The organism is Reinekea sp. G2M2-21, from assembly GCF_015687175.1.
Classification (GTDB): Bacteria; Pseudomonadota; Gammaproteobacteria; order Pseudomonadales; family Natronospirillaceae; genus Reinekea.
In genome coordinates this window covers 346102-367508 of the sequence record NZ_JADPQG010000001.1, presented here as the reverse complement: position 1 = coordinate 367508, position 21407 = coordinate 346102, and the positions used below count along the sequence as shown (strand labels likewise).

The 21407-nt window shown below is 49.9% G+C and carries 22 protein-coding genes; 13 read left to right on the top strand and 9 right to left on the bottom strand.

Annotation, left to right across the window (positions count from 1 at the left end):
* Positions 1–52 precede the first annotated feature (52 nt).
* Positions 53–922 (bottom strand): hypothetical protein, encoded by an 870-nt coding sequence (locus tag IYN85_RS01620; protein WP_196157107.1) that lies wholly within the window; start codon positions 920–922, stop codon positions 53–55.
* A 238-nt stretch (positions 923–1160) separates the two neighbouring features.
* On the opposite strand from IYN85_RS01620, the gene pgi reads away from it, so the two are divergent.
* From pgi to IYN85_RS01580, 8 genes are all read left to right on the top strand, one after another.
* Positions 1161–2804: a glucose-6-phosphate isomerase gene (gene pgi / locus IYN85_RS01615; protein WP_196157106.1), complete on the top strand. Its 1644-nt coding sequence runs from the start codon at positions 1161–1163 to the stop codon at positions 2802–2804.
* Positions 2805–3171: 367 nt separating this feature from the next.
* Complete coding sequence (locus tag IYN85_RS01610) at positions 3172–3699, top strand: type II secretion system protein (RefSeq protein WP_196157105.1); 528 nt, start codon at positions 3172–3174, stop codon at positions 3697–3699.
* A gap of 94 nt (positions 3700–3793) precedes the next feature.
* Positions 3794–4315 carry a type II secretion system protein gene (locus IYN85_RS26255; protein ID WP_196157104.1) on the top strand — a complete coding sequence of 174 codons (522 nt, stop codon included), beginning with the start codon at positions 3794–3796 and terminating at the stop codon, positions 4313–4315.
* Between the two features lie 54 nt (positions 4316–4369).
* The gene (locus IYN85_RS26250; protein ID WP_196157103.1) at positions 4370–4960 is read left to right on the top strand and encodes a Tfp pilus assembly protein FimT/FimU; all 591 of its coding nucleotides are present in this window, start codon (positions 4370–4372) and stop codon (positions 4958–4960) included.
* Positions 4944–5534 (top strand): prepilin-type N-terminal cleavage/methylation domain-containing protein, encoded by a 591-nt coding sequence (locus IYN85_RS01595; protein WP_196157102.1) that lies wholly within the window; start codon positions 4944–4946, stop codon positions 5532–5534. The genes IYN85_RS26250 and IYN85_RS01595 overlap by 17 nt, the downstream gene beginning before the upstream one ends.
* On the top strand, positions 5531–6439 hold the full coding sequence (locus IYN85_RS01590) for a type II secretion system protein (RefSeq protein ID WP_196157101.1): 909 nt from the start codon (positions 5531–5533) through the stop codon (positions 6437–6439). The genes IYN85_RS01595 and IYN85_RS01590 overlap by 4 nt, the downstream gene beginning before the upstream one ends.
* A complete protein-coding gene (locus IYN85_RS01585; protein ID WP_196157100.1) occupies positions 6436–6834 on the top strand; it encodes a hypothetical protein in 399 nt (132 codons plus the stop codon). The genes IYN85_RS01590 and IYN85_RS01585 overlap by 4 nt, the downstream gene beginning before the upstream one ends.
* Positions 6835–6892: 58 nt before the next feature.
* Positions 6893–11581, top strand: coding sequence for a DUF6701 domain-containing protein (locus IYN85_RS01580; RefSeq protein WP_196157099.1), 4689 nt, complete (start codon positions 6893–6895; stop codon positions 11579–11581).
* Positions 11582–11600: 19 nt separating this feature from the next.
* Here the strand turns inward: IYN85_RS01580 and IYN85_RS01575 are convergent, their stop codons facing one another.
* Positions 11601–11945, bottom strand: coding sequence for a hypothetical protein (locus tag IYN85_RS01575; RefSeq protein WP_196157098.1), 345 nt, complete (start codon positions 11943–11945; stop codon positions 11601–11603).
* Positions 11946–12827: an OmpA family protein gene (locus tag IYN85_RS01570; RefSeq protein WP_196157097.1), complete on the bottom strand. Its 882-nt coding sequence runs from the start codon at positions 12825–12827 to the stop codon at positions 11946–11948.
* A 197-nt stretch (positions 12828–13024) separates the two neighbouring features.
* On the opposite strand from IYN85_RS01570, the gene rnt reads away from it, so the two are divergent.
* Both rnt and IYN85_RS01560 read left to right on the top strand, forming a co-directional pair.
* Positions 13025–13699 (top strand): ribonuclease T, encoded by a 675-nt coding sequence (rnt, locus tag IYN85_RS01565; RefSeq protein WP_370592138.1) that lies wholly within the window; start codon positions 13025–13027, stop codon positions 13697–13699.
* A complete protein-coding gene (locus IYN85_RS01560) occupies positions 13696–14004 on the top strand; it encodes an MTH1187 family thiamine-binding protein (protein WP_196157095.1) in 309 nt (102 codons plus the stop codon). Before rnt ends, IYN85_RS01560 begins: the two co-directional genes overlap by 4 nt.
* 19 nt (positions 14005–14023) lie before the next feature.
* On the opposite strand, the gene trxA is transcribed toward IYN85_RS01560, so the two are convergent.
* Positions 14024–14347, bottom strand: coding sequence for a thioredoxin (trxA, locus tag IYN85_RS01555; RefSeq protein WP_196157094.1), 324 nt, complete (start codon positions 14345–14347; stop codon positions 14024–14026).
* 110 nt (positions 14348–14457) lie between these two features.
* Here trxA and IYN85_RS01550 point away from each other — a divergent pair, with 110 nt between their 5' ends.
* Positions 14458–15342, top strand: coding sequence for a LysR family transcriptional regulator (locus IYN85_RS01550; protein WP_196157093.1), 885 nt, complete (start codon positions 14458–14460; stop codon positions 15340–15342).
* Positions 15343–15355: 13 nt separating this feature from the next.
* Here IYN85_RS01550 and IYN85_RS01545 read toward each other — a convergent pair whose 3' ends face one another.
* Positions 15356–17221 carry a diguanylate cyclase domain-containing protein gene (locus tag IYN85_RS01545; RefSeq protein ID WP_196157092.1) on the bottom strand — a complete coding sequence of 622 codons (1866 nt, stop codon included), beginning with the start codon at positions 17219–17221 and terminating at the stop codon, positions 15356–15358.
* Positions 17222–17295: 74 nt separating this feature from the next.
* Positions 17296–17838, bottom strand: coding sequence for an oligoribonuclease (gene orn, locus IYN85_RS01540; protein WP_196157091.1), 543 nt, complete (start codon positions 17836–17838; stop codon positions 17296–17298).
* A gap of 70 nt (positions 17839–17908) precedes the next feature.
* On the opposite strand from orn, the gene rsgA reads away from it, so the two are divergent.
* Both rsgA and IYN85_RS01530 read left to right on the top strand, forming a co-directional pair.
* A complete protein-coding gene (rsgA, locus tag IYN85_RS01535) occupies positions 17909–18934 on the top strand; it encodes a small ribosomal subunit biogenesis GTPase RsgA (protein WP_196157090.1) in 1026 nt (341 codons plus the stop codon).
* A complete protein-coding gene (locus IYN85_RS01530; protein WP_196157089.1) occupies positions 18931–19434 on the top strand; it encodes a hypothetical protein in 504 nt (167 codons plus the stop codon). The genes rsgA and IYN85_RS01530 overlap by 4 nt, the downstream gene beginning before the upstream one ends.
* Before the next feature lie 10 nt (positions 19435–19444).
* On the opposite strand, the gene IYN85_RS01525 is transcribed toward IYN85_RS01530, so the two are convergent.
* The 3 genes from IYN85_RS01525 to IYN85_RS01515 all read right to left on the bottom strand — a co-directional run bounded on the left by IYN85_RS01525 (position 19445) and on the right by IYN85_RS01515 (position 21350).
* The gene (locus IYN85_RS01525) at positions 19445–19780 is read right to left on the bottom strand and encodes a hypothetical protein (RefSeq protein ID WP_196157088.1); all 336 of its coding nucleotides are present in this window, start codon (positions 19778–19780) and stop codon (positions 19445–19447) included.
* Entirely contained in the window at positions 19777–20889 is a 1113-nt protein-coding gene (locus IYN85_RS01520; protein ID WP_196157087.1) for a trypsin-like serine protease, read from the bottom strand. The genes IYN85_RS01525 and IYN85_RS01520 overlap by 4 nt, the downstream gene beginning before the upstream one ends.
* Before the next feature lie 110 nt (positions 20890–20999).
* A complete protein-coding gene (locus tag IYN85_RS01515; RefSeq protein WP_196157086.1) occupies positions 21000–21350 on the bottom strand; it encodes a hypothetical protein in 351 nt (116 codons plus the stop codon).
* Positions 21351–21407: the final 57 nt, after the last annotated feature.

Here is a 21407-nt window from a genome sequence, read left to right as displayed (position 1 = left end):
GACGACATACCAAAAAACGGGGCTTTGCGCCCCGTTAATTTGTCTATTCGATTCAGGCTTGATCCCGATTAATCACATTATGCGCCCGCAGCGTTTTTACCGGGTGTTCATACGGCACGCCGTCAGCGTTGCTGTAAAACAGCTTGAAGCTATAGACCAGGCTGACCCCTCGGCTGAGAAAAAATTCCCGATCCTTTTCCTGCTCCCGCGAGATAATCCATGAGGAGCGATAACCGTTGGTATAACCGCCTTGCTTTTCAAAATTGAAATGCGCTTGAGATCCCGCCGTACGCAAATAACCACCGGCATAGGCAATCAGGCAGTTCTGCAGACAATCGCCGTCCACATGGGTATTCAGCTTGCGCTTAGCAATTAGCCGGGCAAACTGTCTTATTTCGTAAAGGTGGCCGCCCGACACATTGAAGACGACCCGATTCAGTTCTGGATAATCTCGCAACCACTGGCGTAAACGGCGAGGGTCGCCGTAGCCTACGAAACCGTCAACAAACAGGTCTTGATCCACAACATGGAATTCGGCCTTTCGCCGGTCCTGTTCCAAAGCGATCACAGCCATGCGCTGAAATACCGATAATGATCGGGAAATCTGTACGCCGCAATAACTGAGCATCAGCACCCATAAAACAACCAATATCAATCCCGCGGTCATTTCTTGCAGGGCTCGGATGTGAACTATGATTGAACGCAAGGAAACCACAAAAGCCCACGGCAAGTAGATACAGATAAAGAACAGTGCGGACAGCAACCAGAGTCGTGTCGACAATACCGGGTCCTGCAACAGGTTAAACACAACTAACACCGCGCCCAACCCTTGAGCCAACAACACCGGGACCATAATGCCACCCCAGAACAGAGCACCTTGGCTGTAATTACCACGCCAGGCGGACTTAACGTAAACAAACAACGAATTGCCCTCTGCATAAAACAGCGACTCTATCAGATATTTCGCAGCCGAGAATATACCTGACCATTGAACAGGTTACCGGGCACCCATAACCGGTCTCATCATCACCGTTAATGTCATTAATTTCCGAATTTCGCCTGATAGATGTCAAAAACCAACCAAACTAAGGTGGTTTTCCGAGTCAATTTGTAATTAAATTACAGCCCAATTTATCACCCTCGGCTCAGGAATAGCAGCTATGTCTCAGAAACCGACTCAATTGCCCGCTTGGCAAGCATTGACCGAACATCAGAAAGCCATTGAAAATGTGCATATGCGCGACATGTTCCGGGAAGATCCGAAACGGTTTAACCGCTACAACGTCAGTGCAGCCGGTATTTCTCTGGATTACTCAAAGAACCGAATTAACGACGACACCCTAACCAAACTGATGGCATTGGCCAAAGAAGCGCATTTGCCTGAAGCTATTGAAGCCATGTTTTCCGGTGCTGTGATCAACAAGACTGAGAACCGCCCTGCACTGCACATTGCGCTGCGCAACCGCTCAAACCGGGAAATCAGGGTAAGCGGGGAAAACGTCACCGACACCGTCAACGCAACCCTCGCGAAAATGAAAGCCTTTACGGCTAAAGTCCACAGCGGTGAGTTCGCAGGTTATACCGGGAAAAAACTGCGTACGATCGTCAACATTGGTATCGGTGGCTCGTTTCTGGGACCGAAAGTGGTTTCGGACGCGCTCAAACCTTACTGGAATGAAGGTTACGATCTGAAATACATTGCCAACATCGACGGGACCGATTTTGCGGAAACGGTCAAAGGACTGGATGTTGAAACCACGCTGTTCATCGTCGCTTCAAAATCTTTCGGCACGCTCGAAACATTGAAGAATGCTCAGGCCGCGCGCGAGTGGTTCCTGCAGCAAGGTGGCACACCAGAGCAAGTAAAGAATCACTTCGTGGCAGTGTCTACCAACATTCCGGCGGCGACTGAATTTGGCATTGAAGAAGAAAACATGTTCCCGATGTGGGACTGGGTCGGCGGTCGTTATTCTTTGTGGTCCGCTATCGGTCTGGCACAGATGATAGTGCTCGGCACCGAGACTTTTGAAGCCCTGTTACAGGGTGCTCATGACATGGATGAGCATTTCCGTACGGCACCACTGACCGAAAACCTGCCGGTTCTGCTCGGCATGCTGGGTGTTTGGTATCAGAATTTCTTCGGCGCTGAGTCTCATGCGGTATTGAGCTATGACGAATACCTGCAGGATTTACCAAACCACCTGCAACAGGTGGATATGGAGTCCAACGGTAAGCGCGTAACGCGTGAAGGTGAGGTCGTCGACTGGCAAACAGGCTCTGTGATCTGGGGTGGAACCGGTACCAATGGTCAACACGCTTACCATCAGTTGATTCATCAAGGAACGCGTCTGATTCCAGCTGACTACATTATGCCTTTGCAATCGCATAACCCTGTCGCCGATCACCATGCTTGGTTATTCGCCAACTACCTCGGTCAGCAACAAGCCATGCTGGACGGCAAGAATGAAGCCGAAGTATTGGAAGAGCTGTTAGCCAGTGGAATGGCTGAAGACCAGGCGAAGTGGCTGGCGCCGCATAAAGTCATTCCCGGAAACCGCCCTTGTAACAGCATCACCTTCACCAAGGGTACCCCAGAGGTGATTGGTGCGCTGATCGCGATGTACGAACATAAAATTTATGTTCAGGGCGTTATTTGGGATGTAAACAGCTTCGACCAATGGGGTGTGCAGTTAGGCAAACTGTTGGGGGACGCGATCTACTCGGCAATTGAATCCGGAGATACCGCAACGCTGGACAGCTCTACAGCAGCACAAATCGCCGCATTCCGTGACGCAAACTGTTAAATCGCATTAGGTTGTCTCACATTGAAAAACCTGGCTCAGCCAGGTTTTTTTATGGTCAAAGCATTCTCTCTGTTAAAACTCCTACTTACTTTTGATTCTGACCAACTGACCAGTTTTGTCACCTTTGCCAATCTTTTGTCACCGATAGACCTTGTCAATACACGTTAATTTGTCTTCGTCTGCTATCCCAAGACTCTGAACACCGCTAAAAATGGGCATTTACCTTTTTTCAACGTAAAATGTGAAACTTGTCACAAAAATTGCAAACCAACGAAAAGGGCTTCAAACCCGTTCTTGAACGGCGCACGAACTAGATGTTGAGGCGAGTGGCAACGGGTCTATCGTTTTTGAAACTAGGAGTAGTCTAATGCTTAACCAACGCAATCAATCAGGCTTCACACTGGTTGAACTGGTCATCGTCATTGTGATTTTGTCGGTATTAACTGCGACAGCTTTGCCACGTTTATTTAATTTGGAAGAAAAAGCCACACAAGCGGTATTGAAAGGCGCACTGACATCAATGAAATCTGCCGCCCGCATTGGTAACGTCTACGCACGCACCGAGGCGGCTGACGCTCAAGGCGACGTCACTATCGATACCAAAGACATTTTTATGGTTAACGGTTATCCGGTTGCACGGCCCGCCGGTAACGGCACGACTTTTATCGGCCTGGAAGCACTGATGGAAATTGATAATGAAATCAGCATTGCTTACAACGCGAACGGAACCGGCACAACAACTGATAATACCCGTGCCAATGCGGTTGACGATGTCATTATCCTGCATTCGGGTACGCGTTGTGTGTCTTACCAACCGCCCACCACAGCTGGGGATGACCCTATATTCTCGAATGGCGTATTAACATATGACACTACTGCCAACACTTGCAGCTGATAGTTAAAGTAAAACATTAAGTGTGCATTTACTTTGCAGATTTACCGACTAAACTTCGAAAAACTATTTCGATTCAACAAAAGGTTTAAATAACATGAAAAAACAAGCAGGTTTTACACTGATTGAACTCATTATGGTCATCGTCATTCTGGGTATTTTGTCGGCCTTCGCACTCCCACGATTTGCAGACTTATCCAATGAAGCAAATGATGCAGCTCTCGATGGGGCATTGGCTTCCATGAAAAGCACGTCAGCCATTATGCACGCATCATCACTCGCTCAGGGCACAACGGGTTTGGATCAAGCGGCTGTTGGAGCAACAGTTTCTATGGAGGGCAGTAACTATCTTTTAAAATTTGGATACCCTGCCGTATCCGGTGTAGTAGCGGACTTAGACGCAGCGGACGCTGCTAACCTAACGGCAGATTTTACAGTTACCTATACTGACGCGCCAACTACAGCCGCAGTTGCAACTGCAGCTGCAGCTCAAATGCATGTTACTTCAAGCACAGTAGATGGCGAAGATTGTTTTTATTATCAAGAAGCAGCTACCGCAAATGGAACCCCCACCTTTTTTACAGGCACCTGGGATAATGCAAATGCCTGGTGTGATTAACCAGTTTTAAATAAGCATGGAATGCCTCCATGAGGCATTTCATTATTGCAAACAATGAAAAAACGCACTGTCGGCTTCACACTAGTCGAACTCATTACGGTCATCATTATCCTCGGCATCCTTTCCGCCGTGACCTTGCCGCGCTTTTTCAACAACGACACCTTTTCAACCTTTTTTGATCGTTCCGATTTCGTCAGCGCTTTGAGCTGGACTCGCAACCGCGCGGTCACTTCTCAATGCGCTCATGAACTGCGAGTGTCTTCAACGGGCTGGATGGTATTGCGTGATGACGACCGAGATGGTGATTCCGCAGACAATGATTGTGCCTCCACACTGCCGGCAACCGGTTGTGCGAACCCGGATTTTTTCAGTTTTGTGTATCGAAATGACAACGACATTGTTGAAGATGGTTCTGGGAGCCGCATGTCCGGTACTGAGATAACCACCCCCAATGCCAGCGCGTACCAACGATTCATCTTCACTGGAGCCGGCAAGCTGTATCGTTTGACGACACTGCCAACCGATACTTCATTGGGCTGCACTGCGTTAACCAACGCCGATCTGGTTGGCAATAACGCGAGCATTGCGTTACAACAATTAACCCTTACTGCAGATGGAATGACGGGTTATGTGGCAGTCCAGTAAAACAATACATCAGCAAACCGGCGTGACGCTGGTTGAGTTGATCATCGCCATTGTAATTATTTCCATTGCCTCGGTCGCCCTGTTGACAGGTTTGGGTTTTCAAACGGCGCGTAATGTCGACCCAATGATTCAAAGTCAGACACAAATGCTGGCTAAGCAATATCTCAGCGAAGTATTGAGCAGACCCTTTTTTGATCCTTCGGCCGATCCGCGGCTATCGCCCAGCGTTTCCCGAGACGCTGCCGACGACAGCGCTGCCGACACCGCAGCCCGAGATTCCAACGCCACAAATCGTCTATTGTTCGACAATATCTTTGAATACAACGGTTATAACCAACCGACTCAGGCTCTCGATGGCACAGTTATTCCAGAACTTGCGGGCTATCAGATTAGCATTTCCATTGATGACAGCGTCAGCCTGACACTGGGCATTCTTTCCAACCCAGGCACGCTATGTCCGCCCGATATTCTGCGGGTCGATGTGACCGTGACCGATCCACGTGGCCAACAAACGCTGCTAAGCGGCTACCGCACCAGTTACTTTGCTCGCCCTGCCAGCTGGAGTTGCGTATGAAACGGACGGTAAGTCCCGTAATCAAGCCCAAAAAAACCTTAACCTCGTTTGCGGGCTTTACGCTTACGGAACTGGTCATGGTGATCGTGATAATGGGGATTATCGGAGCCGTGATTACCCCATTGATCGGTAATAAATTCAGTGCTGTCGCACAATCTACTGACCGCGCCGAATGGGTGCAGCAGGCAGAGTTTGCGCTGTTCCATTTAAAAAACGACCTGGCTTACGCTGTGCCGAACTCGATTTATGGCAGCGAACCGGCGGCAGGCGCGAATCAGGTTGTCGAGTTTTTGGGATTGAGTACCGACGCCTCCCACTTGGCCGCCCGCTATCGGGATAAAAACCTTTCCGGCTTTGATCGCTTGCAACCCAATAACGATGTCAGCTTTGACGTGTTCGCGAACATTCCCAACCTGACCAGCTTTGCCGACTATGTCAGTATCGGCACCGCCAACGCCACTGCCGCCATCAATGACTGGCAGAACAACCTGACTCTGGGCACCGGTAGTCTGGCCGCCATTGCCAGCGCTACAGCCAACCCAACCGGCAGCGAAAATACCGGTCCACTGACCACCATCACCCTGACCGGTAATCACGATTTTGGTAGCCACTCGCCCTACTTCCGCGCGTATTTTTTTAACGGCCCAAAAGCCTACGAGTGTGATACCAGCGCTGGCGTGCTGTACCGGGTTTCCAACTATACAACGTTAGGTACAACCAATTTTGCGGGCCGCACGGCCACGGCGGCACGCTCAATAGTGGTAGATCATGTGTTGGATTGTGAATTTGAGTTAGTTGCCGGAACCACATACAGCCCACCGCAATTGAAAGTCACCTTAGGCATAGGTGCCGGTACTGAAAGCATCCGGTTGATTGACAAAATCATACTGGAGAATGCGTCATGAGAACCCAACGAGGCATCGCTTTGATTGCCGCTATATTCCTGGTTGTCGTCATTGGCGCAGCGCTGATCTTGCTGGCAACTCTGAGTTTACGCGGCTCGCAACAAACCACGCAAAACCTGTTGCAGATGCGCGCAAACGCTGCAGCACTGGCGGCAATTGATTATGGCGTGCAGTTGTTGATTTCCGGAAGCAACTGTACTGCTCCGAGTTTACAAGGTTCGATTACTGTTCCGGCATATGCGGACTACACGATCAATCTGAGTTGCACTCAAAACAGCTATAATCGAACCTCACAAGCCGTCAATATTTTCGAACTATCGGTGGACGTTGAGTATGGCACGGTAGATACCCCGGACTATGTTTGGGTCAATCAAAAAACCACGGTTGAACTGTAGCGCTGACAATTCAAACCCTTTAAGAGTTGCAAGCAGATAACAGTTAGGATGAGTTAGATTGAAAAGAATTTCTGAAGTAAGTCGACTTTTATTCGTGTCATTCATCTTGTGCTTGATGCCAAGTTTGTCTTTTGCGGTAACCTACACCCTACCTGCAGTGAATACCGCAACCGGACCCTTTGCGGGCTGTGGTGTGTTTGGCAATGTCATTCAGTGCAATTCTGCGGATTTGGTTTTCGGCAATAATGACGAGTTAGTCCTCACGCAAGATGTCATCGTTCAGGTCGGGGCGAATTTTACCGCTGGAAACAATTTCAACGTTAATGTCACCGGTACTTTTAGTTTGCTGTTTCAGGTTGGAGGTAATGTCAGCATTGGAAACGGTTCGCTGATGTACGCGGATCTGGTAGGCGGCGCGAATATTACCTTCAACAATACAGCGATTGTCGTAGGCGATGTCACCGCCGGTGCAACGCTTAATTTCGGTAATGGATCCGGTGTTACCGGCTCCTGCTCGGGCACAAACCCGGTGGACTATACCCCCTACTGCGGCGCCGGTAATCCGGTTTTAAATTCTAGTTACTGCGAAAATTTTGAAGCTGGCATGCCAACGGATTGGACCATTACGGGTCGAGGCGAAGCGGGCACAAACTCAGACACGGCCTCTTCCGGGACCCAAAGCCTTTACCTTCGTAACAGACAAGTAGTTGTCACTACCCAATCCTTCAATATCGCCAGTGATGATGAAGTTTTATTAACCGCGTGGATCAGACGCGGTGGCAGTTTCAGCGAATTACCAGATAACGGGGAAAACTTACAGGTTGAATACCTGAATGCCAGTGGAAGCTGGAATACCGTTGCAACCTATTTAGGAGGTGGCACCCCAGGAGAAATTTTTAGTTTATCCGTCATATTTTCGGGGACCCAGCTGCACAACAAATTCCAATTAAGATGGAACAAAGTGGCCGGCAGTAATGGCGACTATGACTACTGGCATATCGATGATGTTTGTTTAACACCTCAAGTCTCTATCCCTGCACCAGTCCTGGAATACCGCTTTGACGAAATAACGTGGAATGGCACTGCCGAAGAAGTCATTGATTCGTCTATAACGGCTGCACATGGCACTGGGCGAGCGGGCATTTTGCCTTCAGTCGACGGTGCCATTTGCAACGCAGCCAGTTTTAATGGCGTTGACCAATACATCGAATCGCCCGGATTATCCCCACTACGCTCATCGGCTACCCTAAGTTTTTGGTTGAAAGTGCCTAATGGCTATACAGGAGATTCAAGACCATGGCGCGCTCCTGTGATCACCGGTTATGAAGAAAATGGAGGGGGTAATGATGTTTTCTGGGGCAGTATCGATGGCAGCGGCCGTATAACCATGTCCAAAGGCAACACCCAAATATCCCCACCTTTAACGAACAGTTACATCAACGACAACACCTATCATCACGTCGCGCTGAGTTGGGATTCCATTTCCGGAGCGGCCAACATCTATATTGATGGCTTTCTGGACCACAGCTACACCACCGAAACCGGAGACGTCACGTACCTGTTTCGTTGGATTGGGCTCATCGAAGACTCCGGCGGCTCGTTGGTCTTTCTTAATGGCCTGATCGATGAGTTCATCGTTTTCAATGAAGTTCTAAATGCTGTGGAGATCGAAGAGATCTACACGTTGCAGGCGAACGGCCAGAATCTCGATGGTTCTGTGCGATCTTGTACGCCACCAAAACCCAGCGTTTGTTTTACCGATGACTATCAGCGCGCAACACTGGGCAGTGACTGGGCGGTCAGTAGCCGCAGCGGCGCCTTCGGCGACCCTCGTATCGTCAATAACCGGCTACGCATAAACGATGACTCCGGCAACGTATCCACCGCCGCCACACTGTTTCGTTTGTTCCCCAGTGCGGGCAATAAAATTGTGGTTGAGTTTGATTACTTTGCTTATGGCGACCCGTCTGATGGGGGTGATGGTCTGGCTCTGGTGTTTTCAGATGCCAACGAAGTCCCACAACCTGGCGGCTACGGCGGCTCTCTGGGATACGCACAAAAAGATGCCATCAGTGGTTTTGCGGGCGGTTGGATGGCGGTCGGCTTTGACGAATACGGCAACTTCTTGAACCAAACAGATGGCAATAAAAGCGGCGGATTTACCACCCGAGTGCGCGAAACCATTACCATTCGAGGTTCTGGTGCGGGTACAACGGGCTACAACTACATTACATCCAACGGACAAACACCGGGCTCTGGTGTGTTGCCGTCGACATTGTCACCAGGGGTTGAAACGTCTACGGGGCATCGCTACCGCGTGACCATTGACCACGAAAATGGCACAAATGCTTTTGTCACGATTGAGCGTGATACCGGTACAGGTTTTGTCGATATCGTGTCGACATTCGATTTACTGGCGCAAAGTGGTCAGGCAGCTATTCCGCAAAAAATGTACGTAACGCTAACAGGGTCAACTGGGGGCGCCACTAACGCACATGAAATCGATAACCTAGAAGTATGCGCAAATACCATTGAGCCAGCCTACTACATTGATCACTATGAGTTGGATCGGGATTACGATCAGGGGCTTACTTGCGAACCGCTTAACATTGCCGCGAGAGCCTGCTTGAATACGGACTGTTCTACGCAAATCAGTGACCCGGTCGACACCACTTTCGCGCCGGTAACCGGTTGGGCAGGCAGCAATATCAAATCCGGTTACAGCAGCGGTGACAGCTTTGCTTTCCAGCAAACGACTGCCGGAACCTATACACTGGGTGTAATCGACTCTTTGCCGGCGTTGAAACCTTTAACCACCGACCCGGTTCAATGTTACGTCTCTGGAGCACGACAGTCCGACTGCGACGTTGATTTCGTGGATGTGGCTTATCGGTTTTTCTCGACCGCAGCGCCCAACACCAGTGTTACCCGTTTCTCGATGACCGCTGGCCAACCTCTGACCAACATATTGATGCGAGCCATAAAAACGGATGAAGCCACCGGGCAATGTCAGGCGTTTTTAGCCAACAGCGCAACATTGACCAGTAACATTGGCACGACCTGCAGTAACCCCGCCAGCTGCGCAGCAGGGCAACAGGTGACCTGGCAACAGGCTGCCACCGCAACGAGCTTAGCAAATCCGGAAAACCAGGTTGCCGGTAACAATACCACTACACTGGGCGTAACCTTTTCGGCGAATAGCACAGCAACCGGTATCGCTCTAACGGCACCCGATATTGGCACGCAGCAACTGACTGTCACGACACCCAATGTTCCTGATGTGGATGGCAACCCCAGTGCACTGACCATCACCGGCTCGGTTGTGCTGCAGGTCAGTCCGGCCAGCCTTGCGATCACTTCTGTTAAAAATGCGCTCAACGCCGACAACGATGGTGTTACAAAATTCGCCAAAGCAGGCGAGCTGTTTGCCACCACACTGCAAGCGTTGGATGCGAACAGTAATCCCTTGGAGAGTTTTGGACGGGTGGCTGGGCTGTATGATATCGACTGGTCGGCCACGACGTTAATTGGCCCTACAGGCGGAACACTGGGCGCGCTTTCGGGTGATGGCCCTAACCTTTCGTCGGCAACACAATGGCAAGGTGAAGACTCCGACAGCAACGGCAGCCTGGATACTATTGTCATGAGGTCGGGTAACGGAGTGTCTTACAGTGAAGTTGGCAATATCAACCTGCGGGCGCGCATCGACGACTTCATGGGCTTTGGCACATCCATTACCAGCAATGCTGTGAATGTCGGTCGCTTTACACCGGCCTACTTGCAGGTTACCGAAGTCAACGCCAACACTGCACAGTGGAGTAATACAGGATCGGTCTATCAGGGTCAGTCGAATAGCCTGAGTGGACTCAGCTATGACGTAACGGCCTATGATGTGAATGGCAATCCGCTGAATAACTATGTGGGCGCCTATGTGAATTTTCCGAGTAAAACCGGCGCACTGGAAAAACCGACAACCCTGTCGGCAACCGGCGGCGCGCTCACTAACACACTGGATTGGACGATCAGTAACGATACTGATTTCGATGGCACCATTCGCTTAACGGCGGACGTCAACGACATCAACTGGACCCGCAACAATGCAGGGCCTAATGCCAATGACACCATAAAGACCGTGCCAACGTTGCTACTGGCGACAAGTGCAATGACCGATATCGATGACATTTGTGTCCAGCTGAATGCCTCAGGGAGCTGTCAATCGGTTATCGCCGACATCGCTGACCGCACGCTTTATTACGCCCGCCTTGTCATGCCTGAGCAGGTCGACGCCAGTTCCAATGCCGCCTACATTCCGCTCACCTTAGAATACCTTTCTGCTTTTTCCGGTGGTGAAGCGACCTTTGCCATTCAAACCGCTGAGTCCGCTCTGGGCAGAACAACAATCGCCGGATTGGATTACACCGGTGGTGCTTGCACCATTGCCGGATGCCCCGGTGACAGCAACGACGTTGCGGATCTGGCGGATAACAGCTTAACTGACCGCGGAGGGCTTGGGGCGACGTTGAGTAATGGTCTGGGGTTATTATCCATCAACAGCCCAGTAAGCTTGCAAGGGGTGCTACAGGTTGATGCGGACATTCCGGATTGGTTAACCTGGTACTGGCAAGGTGACGCAAACGGCAATGGCATTCTGGAAAACAGTGAACTGGCCCCAACTTCGACATATTTGTTGTTTGGTGACTACCAGGGACGTTCGCCCATTCTCTTTCAACGCCCGGGTTTCCGTTGATGGGTCGTTCTCTAACGAATCAGGCGGCCTTTCGGTCGGCCAATGGCCAAAGCCTGAGCGTTTGCTGTTGACTGGCATCGAACCGCAGCAGACCATCGTAATTAAACCCCCGCCACGAAGAGAGATAACGGCGAACGACACCGATGTCCGCCAAAGACTCTGGCAGCAAAACAAAGTTGCCCTGTTCATCGACCAGGTACCAGTAAAGTCCTTGGTTGAGAACACGCAGCTCAGCCAACCTTAACTGATCAATGTCGATCTGGGTTAGCGCACCGTTTTCGCGGACATACACCAAAACGCCCTGTTCGATCCGGATGGACACTTGAAAATGAATCGGTTGACGAGTCTGTAGCAGCCATTTCATCTATTTGGCCTCAAAATTTGGTAAATCTTTGAGCGGGTCATTCGGGTCGTCCTCGATTCTATCGAACTGCAGTGTTACCCGTCGGTTTTTGGCTCGGCCAGCCGCTGTATCGTTGCTGGCAATGGGATACCGCTCACCATGATATCGGGTCAAAATCATCGCCGCGTCGATACCGGCATTGACCAGGTAGTCAGTGACCCGATAGGCGCGCCGCTCGCTTAAACGGCGATTGTCATAACGATTACCGACACTGTCGCTGTGACCATCAATGTAAATCGCGCTGATCAGATTGTCTGCTTTCAGATAAGTCACGATGTCGTCCAATTGCGCTTTCGCCCGGTTGTCGAGGGTATCATCACCGCCGCCGGCAAAGCTGATTGTGGACTGTTCAATCTGGCTAAAATTAACCGGCAATAAGCCCGCCTGACAGGCCAAATATAGGTTGTAATACTGTTTAAAATTGACCGGAGATATCTGCACCGCGATACGGTCATCGCCGAATTTTGCTTTGCGGGTCAGGGTTGGCGCCATACCCGAGCCCAGTTCATCCATCATGCGCCCAGCACGAGCGGTTTCAATCCGGATGGGAACTTGCCGGTCTTTGACCGTGACATAACCAAGCTCTGTCGTGATCGCGCTCGAACGCCACGGAGGTGCTTGCACAGTAAGCGCAGCCTGACCTTCCGCCATCAGGTTCCGTGTCGATTCCAGATAAAATTCCAACGTTTTTCCGGCTTCATGAAAAAACACCGCCAGGCCATATTGTGGAATAGGCTGATAAAAACGGCAGAAATATATGGAAGCGTCCATGCGCCATTCAGTGTCCGTTAAACCGGTACCAAAGGTGGCTGCACGCGCTGGAAGAAGGATCGATACCAACATCGCGCCCCCTATCAGGGAAAATATCTGCCTCTTAAAGGACATAATCTACCGCTTATTCGTTGTTTACTCAGTTTCACTAAAACAGAGCAAAGGACGGGCCATGTATGAACAAGGGTAAAGGCTTAAAACTTGCAGCACCGGTTTAAATCATTACCATGGTCGCTCCTTCATACCTTACCAAGCCTGCCGGAGATCTTGTGACTGACACCCCGACACACAACCTGTTATCCGAACGTTTTCGCGGCTATTACCCCGTGGTTATCGACGTCGAAACCGCTGGCTTCAACGCGAAAACCGATGCGTTGTTGGAAATCGCCGCAATGACACTAAAGATGGATGATGAAGGCTGGCTTATACCCGATGAATGCGTCTTTTTTAACATTGAACCCTTTACCGGAGCCAACTTGGAAAAAGCGGCCCTGGATTTTACCGGTATAGATCCGTTCAATCCGCTGCGGGGCGCTGTTGATGAAAACGACGCTCTGAAAGACATGTTTCGATTCATCCGCGCCGGGCAAAAAAAAGCGGGCTGTAAACGGTCCATTCTGGTTGGGCACAACGCGACATTCGATCACAACTTCTTGATGGCGGCCGTGGAAAGGACGGGTAATAAACGAAACCCTTTCCATCCGTTTTCTACCTTTGACACCTCTGCGCTGGCAGCGCTGGTCTATGGCCAAACAGTCCTGAAGAAGGCCTGCGTCAGCGCCGGAATCGAATTTTCCGACAAAGAAGCCCATAACGCTGAATACGACACCCGTAAGACAGCGGATCTGTTCTGTAAAATGGTCAATCAGTGGAAAGCGCTGGGTGGCTGGCCTATGTTGGCGGCAATCGACGAATTCGGTGACGACACAGAGGATATCCTATGAAATGCATGGCTGATCTATGCGTGATTCCGTTTAACGGACAAGTTTCCGTTGCAGATGAAATTGCCCAGTGTCACGAGGTCTTGAAACAGTTTGACATTGTCATTCAGTTGCATGGCTACGGCACGAATCTTTACGGGGAGTGGGATGAAGTTTTTGCGGCCATCAAAGCCTGCCATTCGCAATTACATGACTCTGGAATTGTGCGGATTTCGTCGACCATCAAGGTTGGCACCCGAACCGACAAAGACCAGACCATCGGTGACAAAATTCGAGCGGTTGAAGACCGCCTGGCTGCTAAAAGATAGCGCCAGGCGATATGTCCGTTTATGCGACATTGTGCTCGATAAACGATTTCAGTGCACTGGCCGGTTGTGCACCTACAGCCGTCGCTTTCGGTAAGCCATTTTCAAAGATCATCAGCGTAGGCAACCCACGCACCCCATACTTCTGAAGCACTTCAGGGTGGGCGTCAGCATCTAGCTTCACAATGTTCACTTTGCCGGCATAGTCGTCAGCCAGCTGTTCTAAAACCGGTGCAATCATTTTGCACGGCCCACACCAATCTGCGTAGAAATCCACTAAGGTCAGACCCGCGTTTGTCTCCACCTGATCTTTAAATTCCGCCGCGTTCAAAATTGCTAAACTCATGTCATTCTCCTCACTTGTGTGCGGTATAGATTAAATACTTACCAAATACGAGACTAGGCCGTAATTTTTGACTAGACTGTTCCATTATCGAAACAATAAATAGGGATCTGATGGATCTGAACGGTGTAGCGGTATTCATTGAAACCATTAAACAAGGCTCCATTACCCGAGCGGCCCAAGTCTTGGGCAGACCAAAATCGACCTTGTCTCGACAGCTTTCTGAGTTTGAAGATCAACTCGGCGTAAAGTTGATTGAACGAACAACCCGGCAGTTGAACCTGACCGAAGCAGGGCGCGAGCTGTTCACCCAAGCACAATCGCTGGTTGAAGAACTCAGTGAAATTCAGACCAGCATTGGTGCCTACCAAAGACAGCCCAAGGGCAACCTCACCCTGCTTTGGCCTCAAGAACTGTTCTCATCCCAAATGGCCGACTTAATTGCTGAGTTCGTCCAAAGCTGGCCGCAGATATCATTGTGTGGCACACAATACTTTGGTTCTCTACCGGCTTTCGATGTCGCCTATGACCTGCAGTTTTTGCTACACCAACAGCAACTCCCACCGAGTGACTGGATCGCGCGGTCTTTAATGAGTATTCCCAACGACATTTACATCGCCAGCCATTGCAAAGCCAAAGCTCCAAAATCACTCAAAGCCCTAAGCCAATGCGCCTGCATTTTGCAGACCAATGAGCACGAATGGCTGTTTCGGGAAGGGAGCCAGGTACACGCCATCCCGGTGAATGGACGGCTCACACTGAACAGTCCGGATATGCGTATGCAAGCAGCCATCCGTGGACTAGGCGTCGTTAGGCTGCCGCTGTATTTGGCAGAGCCTTATGTTCGACGGGGTGCTCTAATTGCGCTGAAATTCGAAGAAAAACCGGTGGCCGATCAATTAAGCGTAATCTACAAGAGCCGCCAACTGCCATTGAAAACAAGGTTATTCCTGGAGCATTTTCAAAACCATATTGGCCGCTTGTACAGCCAAGTGTAATTCAACAAGCGCATCAGACCGCGAGGATTTTCACGGTGAAATTTCCATGATTGCGAGCGATATCGACGGCGGTGGCAGCGCGGTGTGTTAAGACATTCGGGTTACGGTCATAGCGAGAGCGTTCTGAAATACCGACCGACACGTCTAAATACAAAGTTGGAAAGCCGGGCACGGTATTCTCTTTAAAAAAAGCGATCAACCGTTCAGCCTGTTTGCGGGCTAACTTAGCATCCGCACCAGGCAAAAGCATCATATAGCGGCCAAAGCTGATCTGACCGCTTTTGTCTTCTTCACGCAGCTCGGCACCTAATGTTTCTTTTATCCAGCTGTTGGCTTCATCAACCGCGACTTGCCCAAACTGCTCACGAACATCGGACATATTACCGAAATCAAACACGACAACCGACAACGGTGATTTACGTCGCTCAGACTGATCGAACATTAAACCCGCGACATTTTCCATGATCCGTTGCCCAGACGTTTTCACCGACTCACTAATCGCAGAATACTGCTGCAATATGCGCATCTGGCGAATCTTACGACGCAATGTAACCCCCAAAATCATGACCGATACCACCAACATGACGCTCAACGCGATTAAAATCTGTTGCAACTGATTGTTTGCCGCGATGATCTCCTGCTGTTTGCGGTTTTCGGCCGACAGACGATCAGTTTCGGATTTGTACATCGCATTCTCGGAATTGATGCGCATTTCCGACAGGATTTCTTCCTGCTCTTCTGCCTGCAAATCGAGCTGAAGCCGGCGCAATTCTTCCGAATATTCAAACGCGGCTTCAAAATCCTGCTGCGTTTTAGCGACGTATTTCTGAGTGTTTAATACCTGAGCCAGATACCAGCTCTGCTCTTCATCTGACAACTGTTTAAGTAATCGTTCTGCTTCGGCGATCGCCAAACTGGCCCATGCAAAGTCCTCGACGTCGGCGGCGATGTAAACCACACTGGTCCAGAAATCAAATTGATACACAGCATCTGCGATATAGGGTAAAGCTTCCTGAGCCAACTGCATGGAGGTATAGGCTTGGTCAAACCGCTCCAGATAACTATAACAGTTGGCAATACCCATATTGCCGAAAAACTGAGCTGTGGGGTCGCCCCACTTCTGAGCTTGATCGATGAACGCCTGATAGGTTCGCAGTGCCGCAATATAGTCTTCGGATTCTTCCAGTGTGAGGGCGCGATTGTAGAGCATGTCAGACAAACTGACGTTGTTATTCAGCTTGCGATAAATGGATTCCGCAATCGTATATTGCTCCAGAGCCGTTTCACTGTCACCAAGGTAGCTTTGAATACCGCCATAGGCATTATAAAGATCGCCAACCAGGAACTGACGGGTTACCGACTTCGCGATGCCACTGCCCCGCTCAACATATTCCAGTGCTATATCGTATTGATCGGTGGTAAACGAGTAGAAGCCGATGAGATAATTTAACGCCACCATCATGGCATCATAAGAACCGGACTGCTCTGCCAGGCGCAATGCGGTGTGATAGTCAGCCTTGGACGCGGCCAGGTCGCCGGACAGTTCTTTGAAGTACCCCTTTAACGTTAGCATGTTCACCAGCGTATAAGGCTCGGCCCGTTCTTTCAGCGCCAGCCCTTGGCTCAAGGCGTCCTCTGCCAACTCATAGTCAGATAACACCAGATAGGAACTGGCTAAGAGATCAAAATAATAGACCTTTTGTTTGTCGGACCAGGTGGCAATGTCGATGGCCAATAATTCTTGCAAAACAACCTGCGGCTCTTCGTACAGGCGGTTTTCGAGAAAAAACCAATTTGGCACGCTAACGCTGGCTGGTCCAGCGAAAGCACCATTGATGGCAATTAGAATGGATATACTTAAAACGAATTGGCGGACCATTAAAGATGCCTATCTCCACATAAAACAACATTGTGGTTGAACCCTTAACCTGAAACAGTCCTTTGAAGCGTTAACTATAATTGTATGAAGTGAGCCCGGTAATAGGCTAACTCCTGAATTGATTCAATAATATCATCTAATGCTCGATGACTGCCCTTCTTATTGATACCGGACAATATTTCCGGCCGCCAACGTGCAGCGAGCTCCTTCAAGGTACTGACATCAATATTACGATAGTGACAAAAAGCATCCAGTGCCGGCATGTACTTTATCAGGAAGCGACGATCCTGCCAGATTGAGTTACCGCACAGTGGCGATACCCCGGCTTCCACCCATTGTTTCACAAAAGCCAATGTCTGCTGTTCCGCTTCAGCAACCGAGATGCGACTTTGCCGAACCTTTTCGGTTAGGCCGCTGGCACCATGATGAGTCGTACACCATTCATCCATGGCATCCAAAACAGAATCAGACTGATGAATAATCAATGAAGGACCTTCGGCCAGAATATTGAGGTCTTTATCGGTGACCAGCGTCGCAATTTCCAGAATGTGGTCAGTTTCCGGTTTTAAACCGGACATTTCCAAATCAATCCAGATTAGATTGGATTTTTTATCCATCAGACTCAACCTTTATACGCAGAGAGGTTACACTTTGCTGCGAAGTATAACTGAATGCCATTAAACGCGCATGAGCAAACGAAAACTAAGCAAACAACAACAATTCCGAATCGACCGAATCCAGCAGGAACGGCTTGCTCGTGCACAAAAGAAAGACAGGGTCATTGAAGAAAAAATTAACCAAGGCGCATTATCCGAGGCTCAAGCGGGTTTGGTGATCGCGCATTTCGGTGCCACCATTGATGTTGAAGGCGCCAATGGTCAAATCACCCGATGCCACGTGCGCAGTAACTTGCCGGCCCTAGTCACCGGTGATCAGGTACTCTGGCAAGCAGATGATCAAGGCAGCGGTGTCATCAGTGCGGTACAGGACCGCCGCTCAATATTGACCCGGCCTGATGTGCGCGGCACCTTGCGTCCGGTCGCGGCGAACGTCGACCGTATTATCATAGTTGCCTGCCCCTCCCCTCGAACGCCGGTCAATCTAATTGACCGCTATTTGGTAGCAACCGCGCACGACGATATCAAACCTGTCATCTTGCTGAATAAAATTGACCTGATTGATCAAGCGCCAGGCATGCGCGACGAAATAGCCGAATATGAGCAATTGGGCTACGAGGTGGTGATTGCCTCAGCGAAAGACGAACAGGGTTTTAAAGTCATTCAACAACTAGTTGCCACCGGCAACTCCGTGTTTGTGGGGCAATCCGGCGTTAGCAAATCGTCCATCATTCAGAAACTGCTCCCGGCGGAGGAAATCAGGGTTGGCGATATTTCTGCAGCAACCGGGAAAGGCCGCCACACCACAACGACCGCCAGGCTATACCACATACCTAGTGGTGGGCAGCTCATTGACAGCCCAGGCATACGTGAATACGGTCTTTGGCATACTTCAGAAGCCGATCTCGCCAAAGGGTTCCCGGAAATTGATCACTTTGCCGGGCTGTGCAAGTTCAACGATTGCAGCCACACTCACGAACCCACCTGTGCGGTAAAAAAAGCGCTCGATGATCAATTTATTTTGAAGCGCCGGTTAGACAGCTATCTGGCGATTCGGGATTCCGTCGACGAAGTAACCATGAGAGGTGAATCATGACAGAACCAAACTCCGATACGGGGGTTGTCCGCCTAGAAACCGTTGAGGACTTTGTCCAATACAGCACAGAACTGATCAACCCGGCGCTACGCACCATCAATATCCTGACTACCGATATGGAACGCCCCTGGTTAGGTCATGAAGACCTGGTCAACAGCCTTAAGAAAGCCATTGTTCGAAACCGTCGTGTATCGGTACGGTTGTTGGTAACGGACCCGACGCTGGCTATTCGCACGGGGCACCCTCTCATCCCGTTGATCCGCAAACTGTCGCGCTTCGAAGCTCGCGTCATTCAGCAGGAAATGCAGGAAAAACAACCGATAAAGCAAACCATGATTTTGGTAGATCGAGGCGGTATAGTCGTTCGGCAATCCTTGCAGGATTTTGTGGGATTCTGTCACTTCGACGACAAGCACAGCGTTAAAAATTTCAACGAAGATTTCGATCAATACTGGCGCTATAGTGACACCCATGCCGACCTGAGGCACTTACATATTTGACGCGTCGTGATCAACGTTTTTCGACACGGCTCGAATAACGAATATCGTTCTTGATCTGATATACACCTTGTTCAAAGGGGTACGTAAACGACAGACGAACTAGATGCGGTGCCGCCCGACACTGATCCGGTTGGGTCCGACGCAGCTCGACAAAATCGCCAGATACTTTCAGATAGAAATGTTCAGGCTCGGTACAGCCATTGGACATGACCGACACATCGAGCTGCTGCCCTTGAATGACGGGATTAAACAACACGTTTTCTCGGCCACTCTTTGAGTTTAAATTTGCACAGCCACCCAACGCGGTCACGGCAATTAATAGCGCAGCAGGGATAACCAATTTCACCACGATCTCCTGCGCCACAACAGCAGACCACTCACCAGCAAAACACCAACACCCAAACTGCCTGCAACAGAATTACCCATGCGAATCGTATCGCCGTTTTCGTTTACTGATACCATCCCGCCGGAAAACCCGGCTAGTCCGCCCGATTCGATCCATTCCACATGAGTAAATACATTGGCGTAAACCCCGTATGAAGTGCCGGAAGCCCCACATACGTCGGGGCCCCAACTGACCACACCCAACAACGTATCGGAATCTGGCTCAATCAATGGGCCGCCACTGTCGCCCTGGCAGGAATCCAAACCGGAATCTCCCGCGCAAATCATGTGACCCTCGATATATTGGCTACCAAAAAAAGCTCGGCATTCTGTGTTGGTGCGCGCGGTAACATCTACTTCCAGCAACTGCGCACTGGCTTGAAATGTTTTGCTGTCGTTGTCCGATATCGTATCGCCGTGGCCAATGACCTGCACATTTCCGGTGTCTGTCGAAGACGCCAATGTCTTGAACAGGTCTGAAGTAGGCAGGGTTAACGCTGGATTATTAATGAGCTGAGGCAATGGAATGATGGCTATGTCATTAATCAGGGTATTGGTGCTGTATTGTTGGTGAATAATGATATCCGACATTGATACTTCGATGATTTCAGCTTCATTCCCGGTATACATCGTCCACCCCGTCGGGTGAAAACCGGTTAACTCTTCATTAGCTGTATTTCTGCCCTGGCAGCTATACACGGCCGCACCTTCGTCCGCGCAATATTCCCATTGCATGCCCGTATCTGAATAATTTCCCACCAACAAATGCAGTGTGCCGCTACTGGGCAGATCTTTAATACAGTGTGCAGCCGTAATCACGGTTTTATTTCCGATGTAACTGCCACCACAAAAACTGTTCCAACTGTATCGGGTAGACTGCTGAGGTGTCAGTGACGTCTCACCAGAGTCCCAGTTATAGGCAATCAACAAGGATGCAAAATATTCATGCTCACCAACACTGGCGGCGTGTCCGCCAATAATTCTGGGTGAGGTATCGGCCATTGACACAGATGCCATCGCACTCAGACATGACCCCAACAGAACCGACAAAAACGAACCAACTCTCATCATAAAACATCACCTTCAACTCGAGCCAAAAGACTAAACCAAAGCGGCTAGAAATGCGAACAGAGAACGCATACTTTGTGAAGGAAGTTAAATAAAAACAGCGGGTTAGCTTGCTAAAAACTTTTGGACCCTGCCTGTTCCAAGCGGTTCAGTAAGTGTCGAACGCGGATCAACCCCGGCTCTTTCAGTCGTACCAGTTGGTTTTTTGGTCGTAGCCCGTGCATTTCCGTTATTTCAAAGCATTTCAGTCTGATTTCTTCCAATTCAGTATCGTGGTGAATTGGCATGCTGATGAAGAAATCCCATTCTGAATCCAACAATTGTCCATCGAGCAGATTAGTCAGAATCCCTTGCACTTTTTCAATATCGGGCCGGTAAACTGGCGTTCGGCCGAACACCAGGGCTGCGGTGACGCCAAGAATAATCAGAAACGTGACGACGAATACCACCATAAATTCAGCCATCGTACTCACCCACGTATTTTGCAATTAAACGAAAAACGGCCAACCCTTGAGTTGACC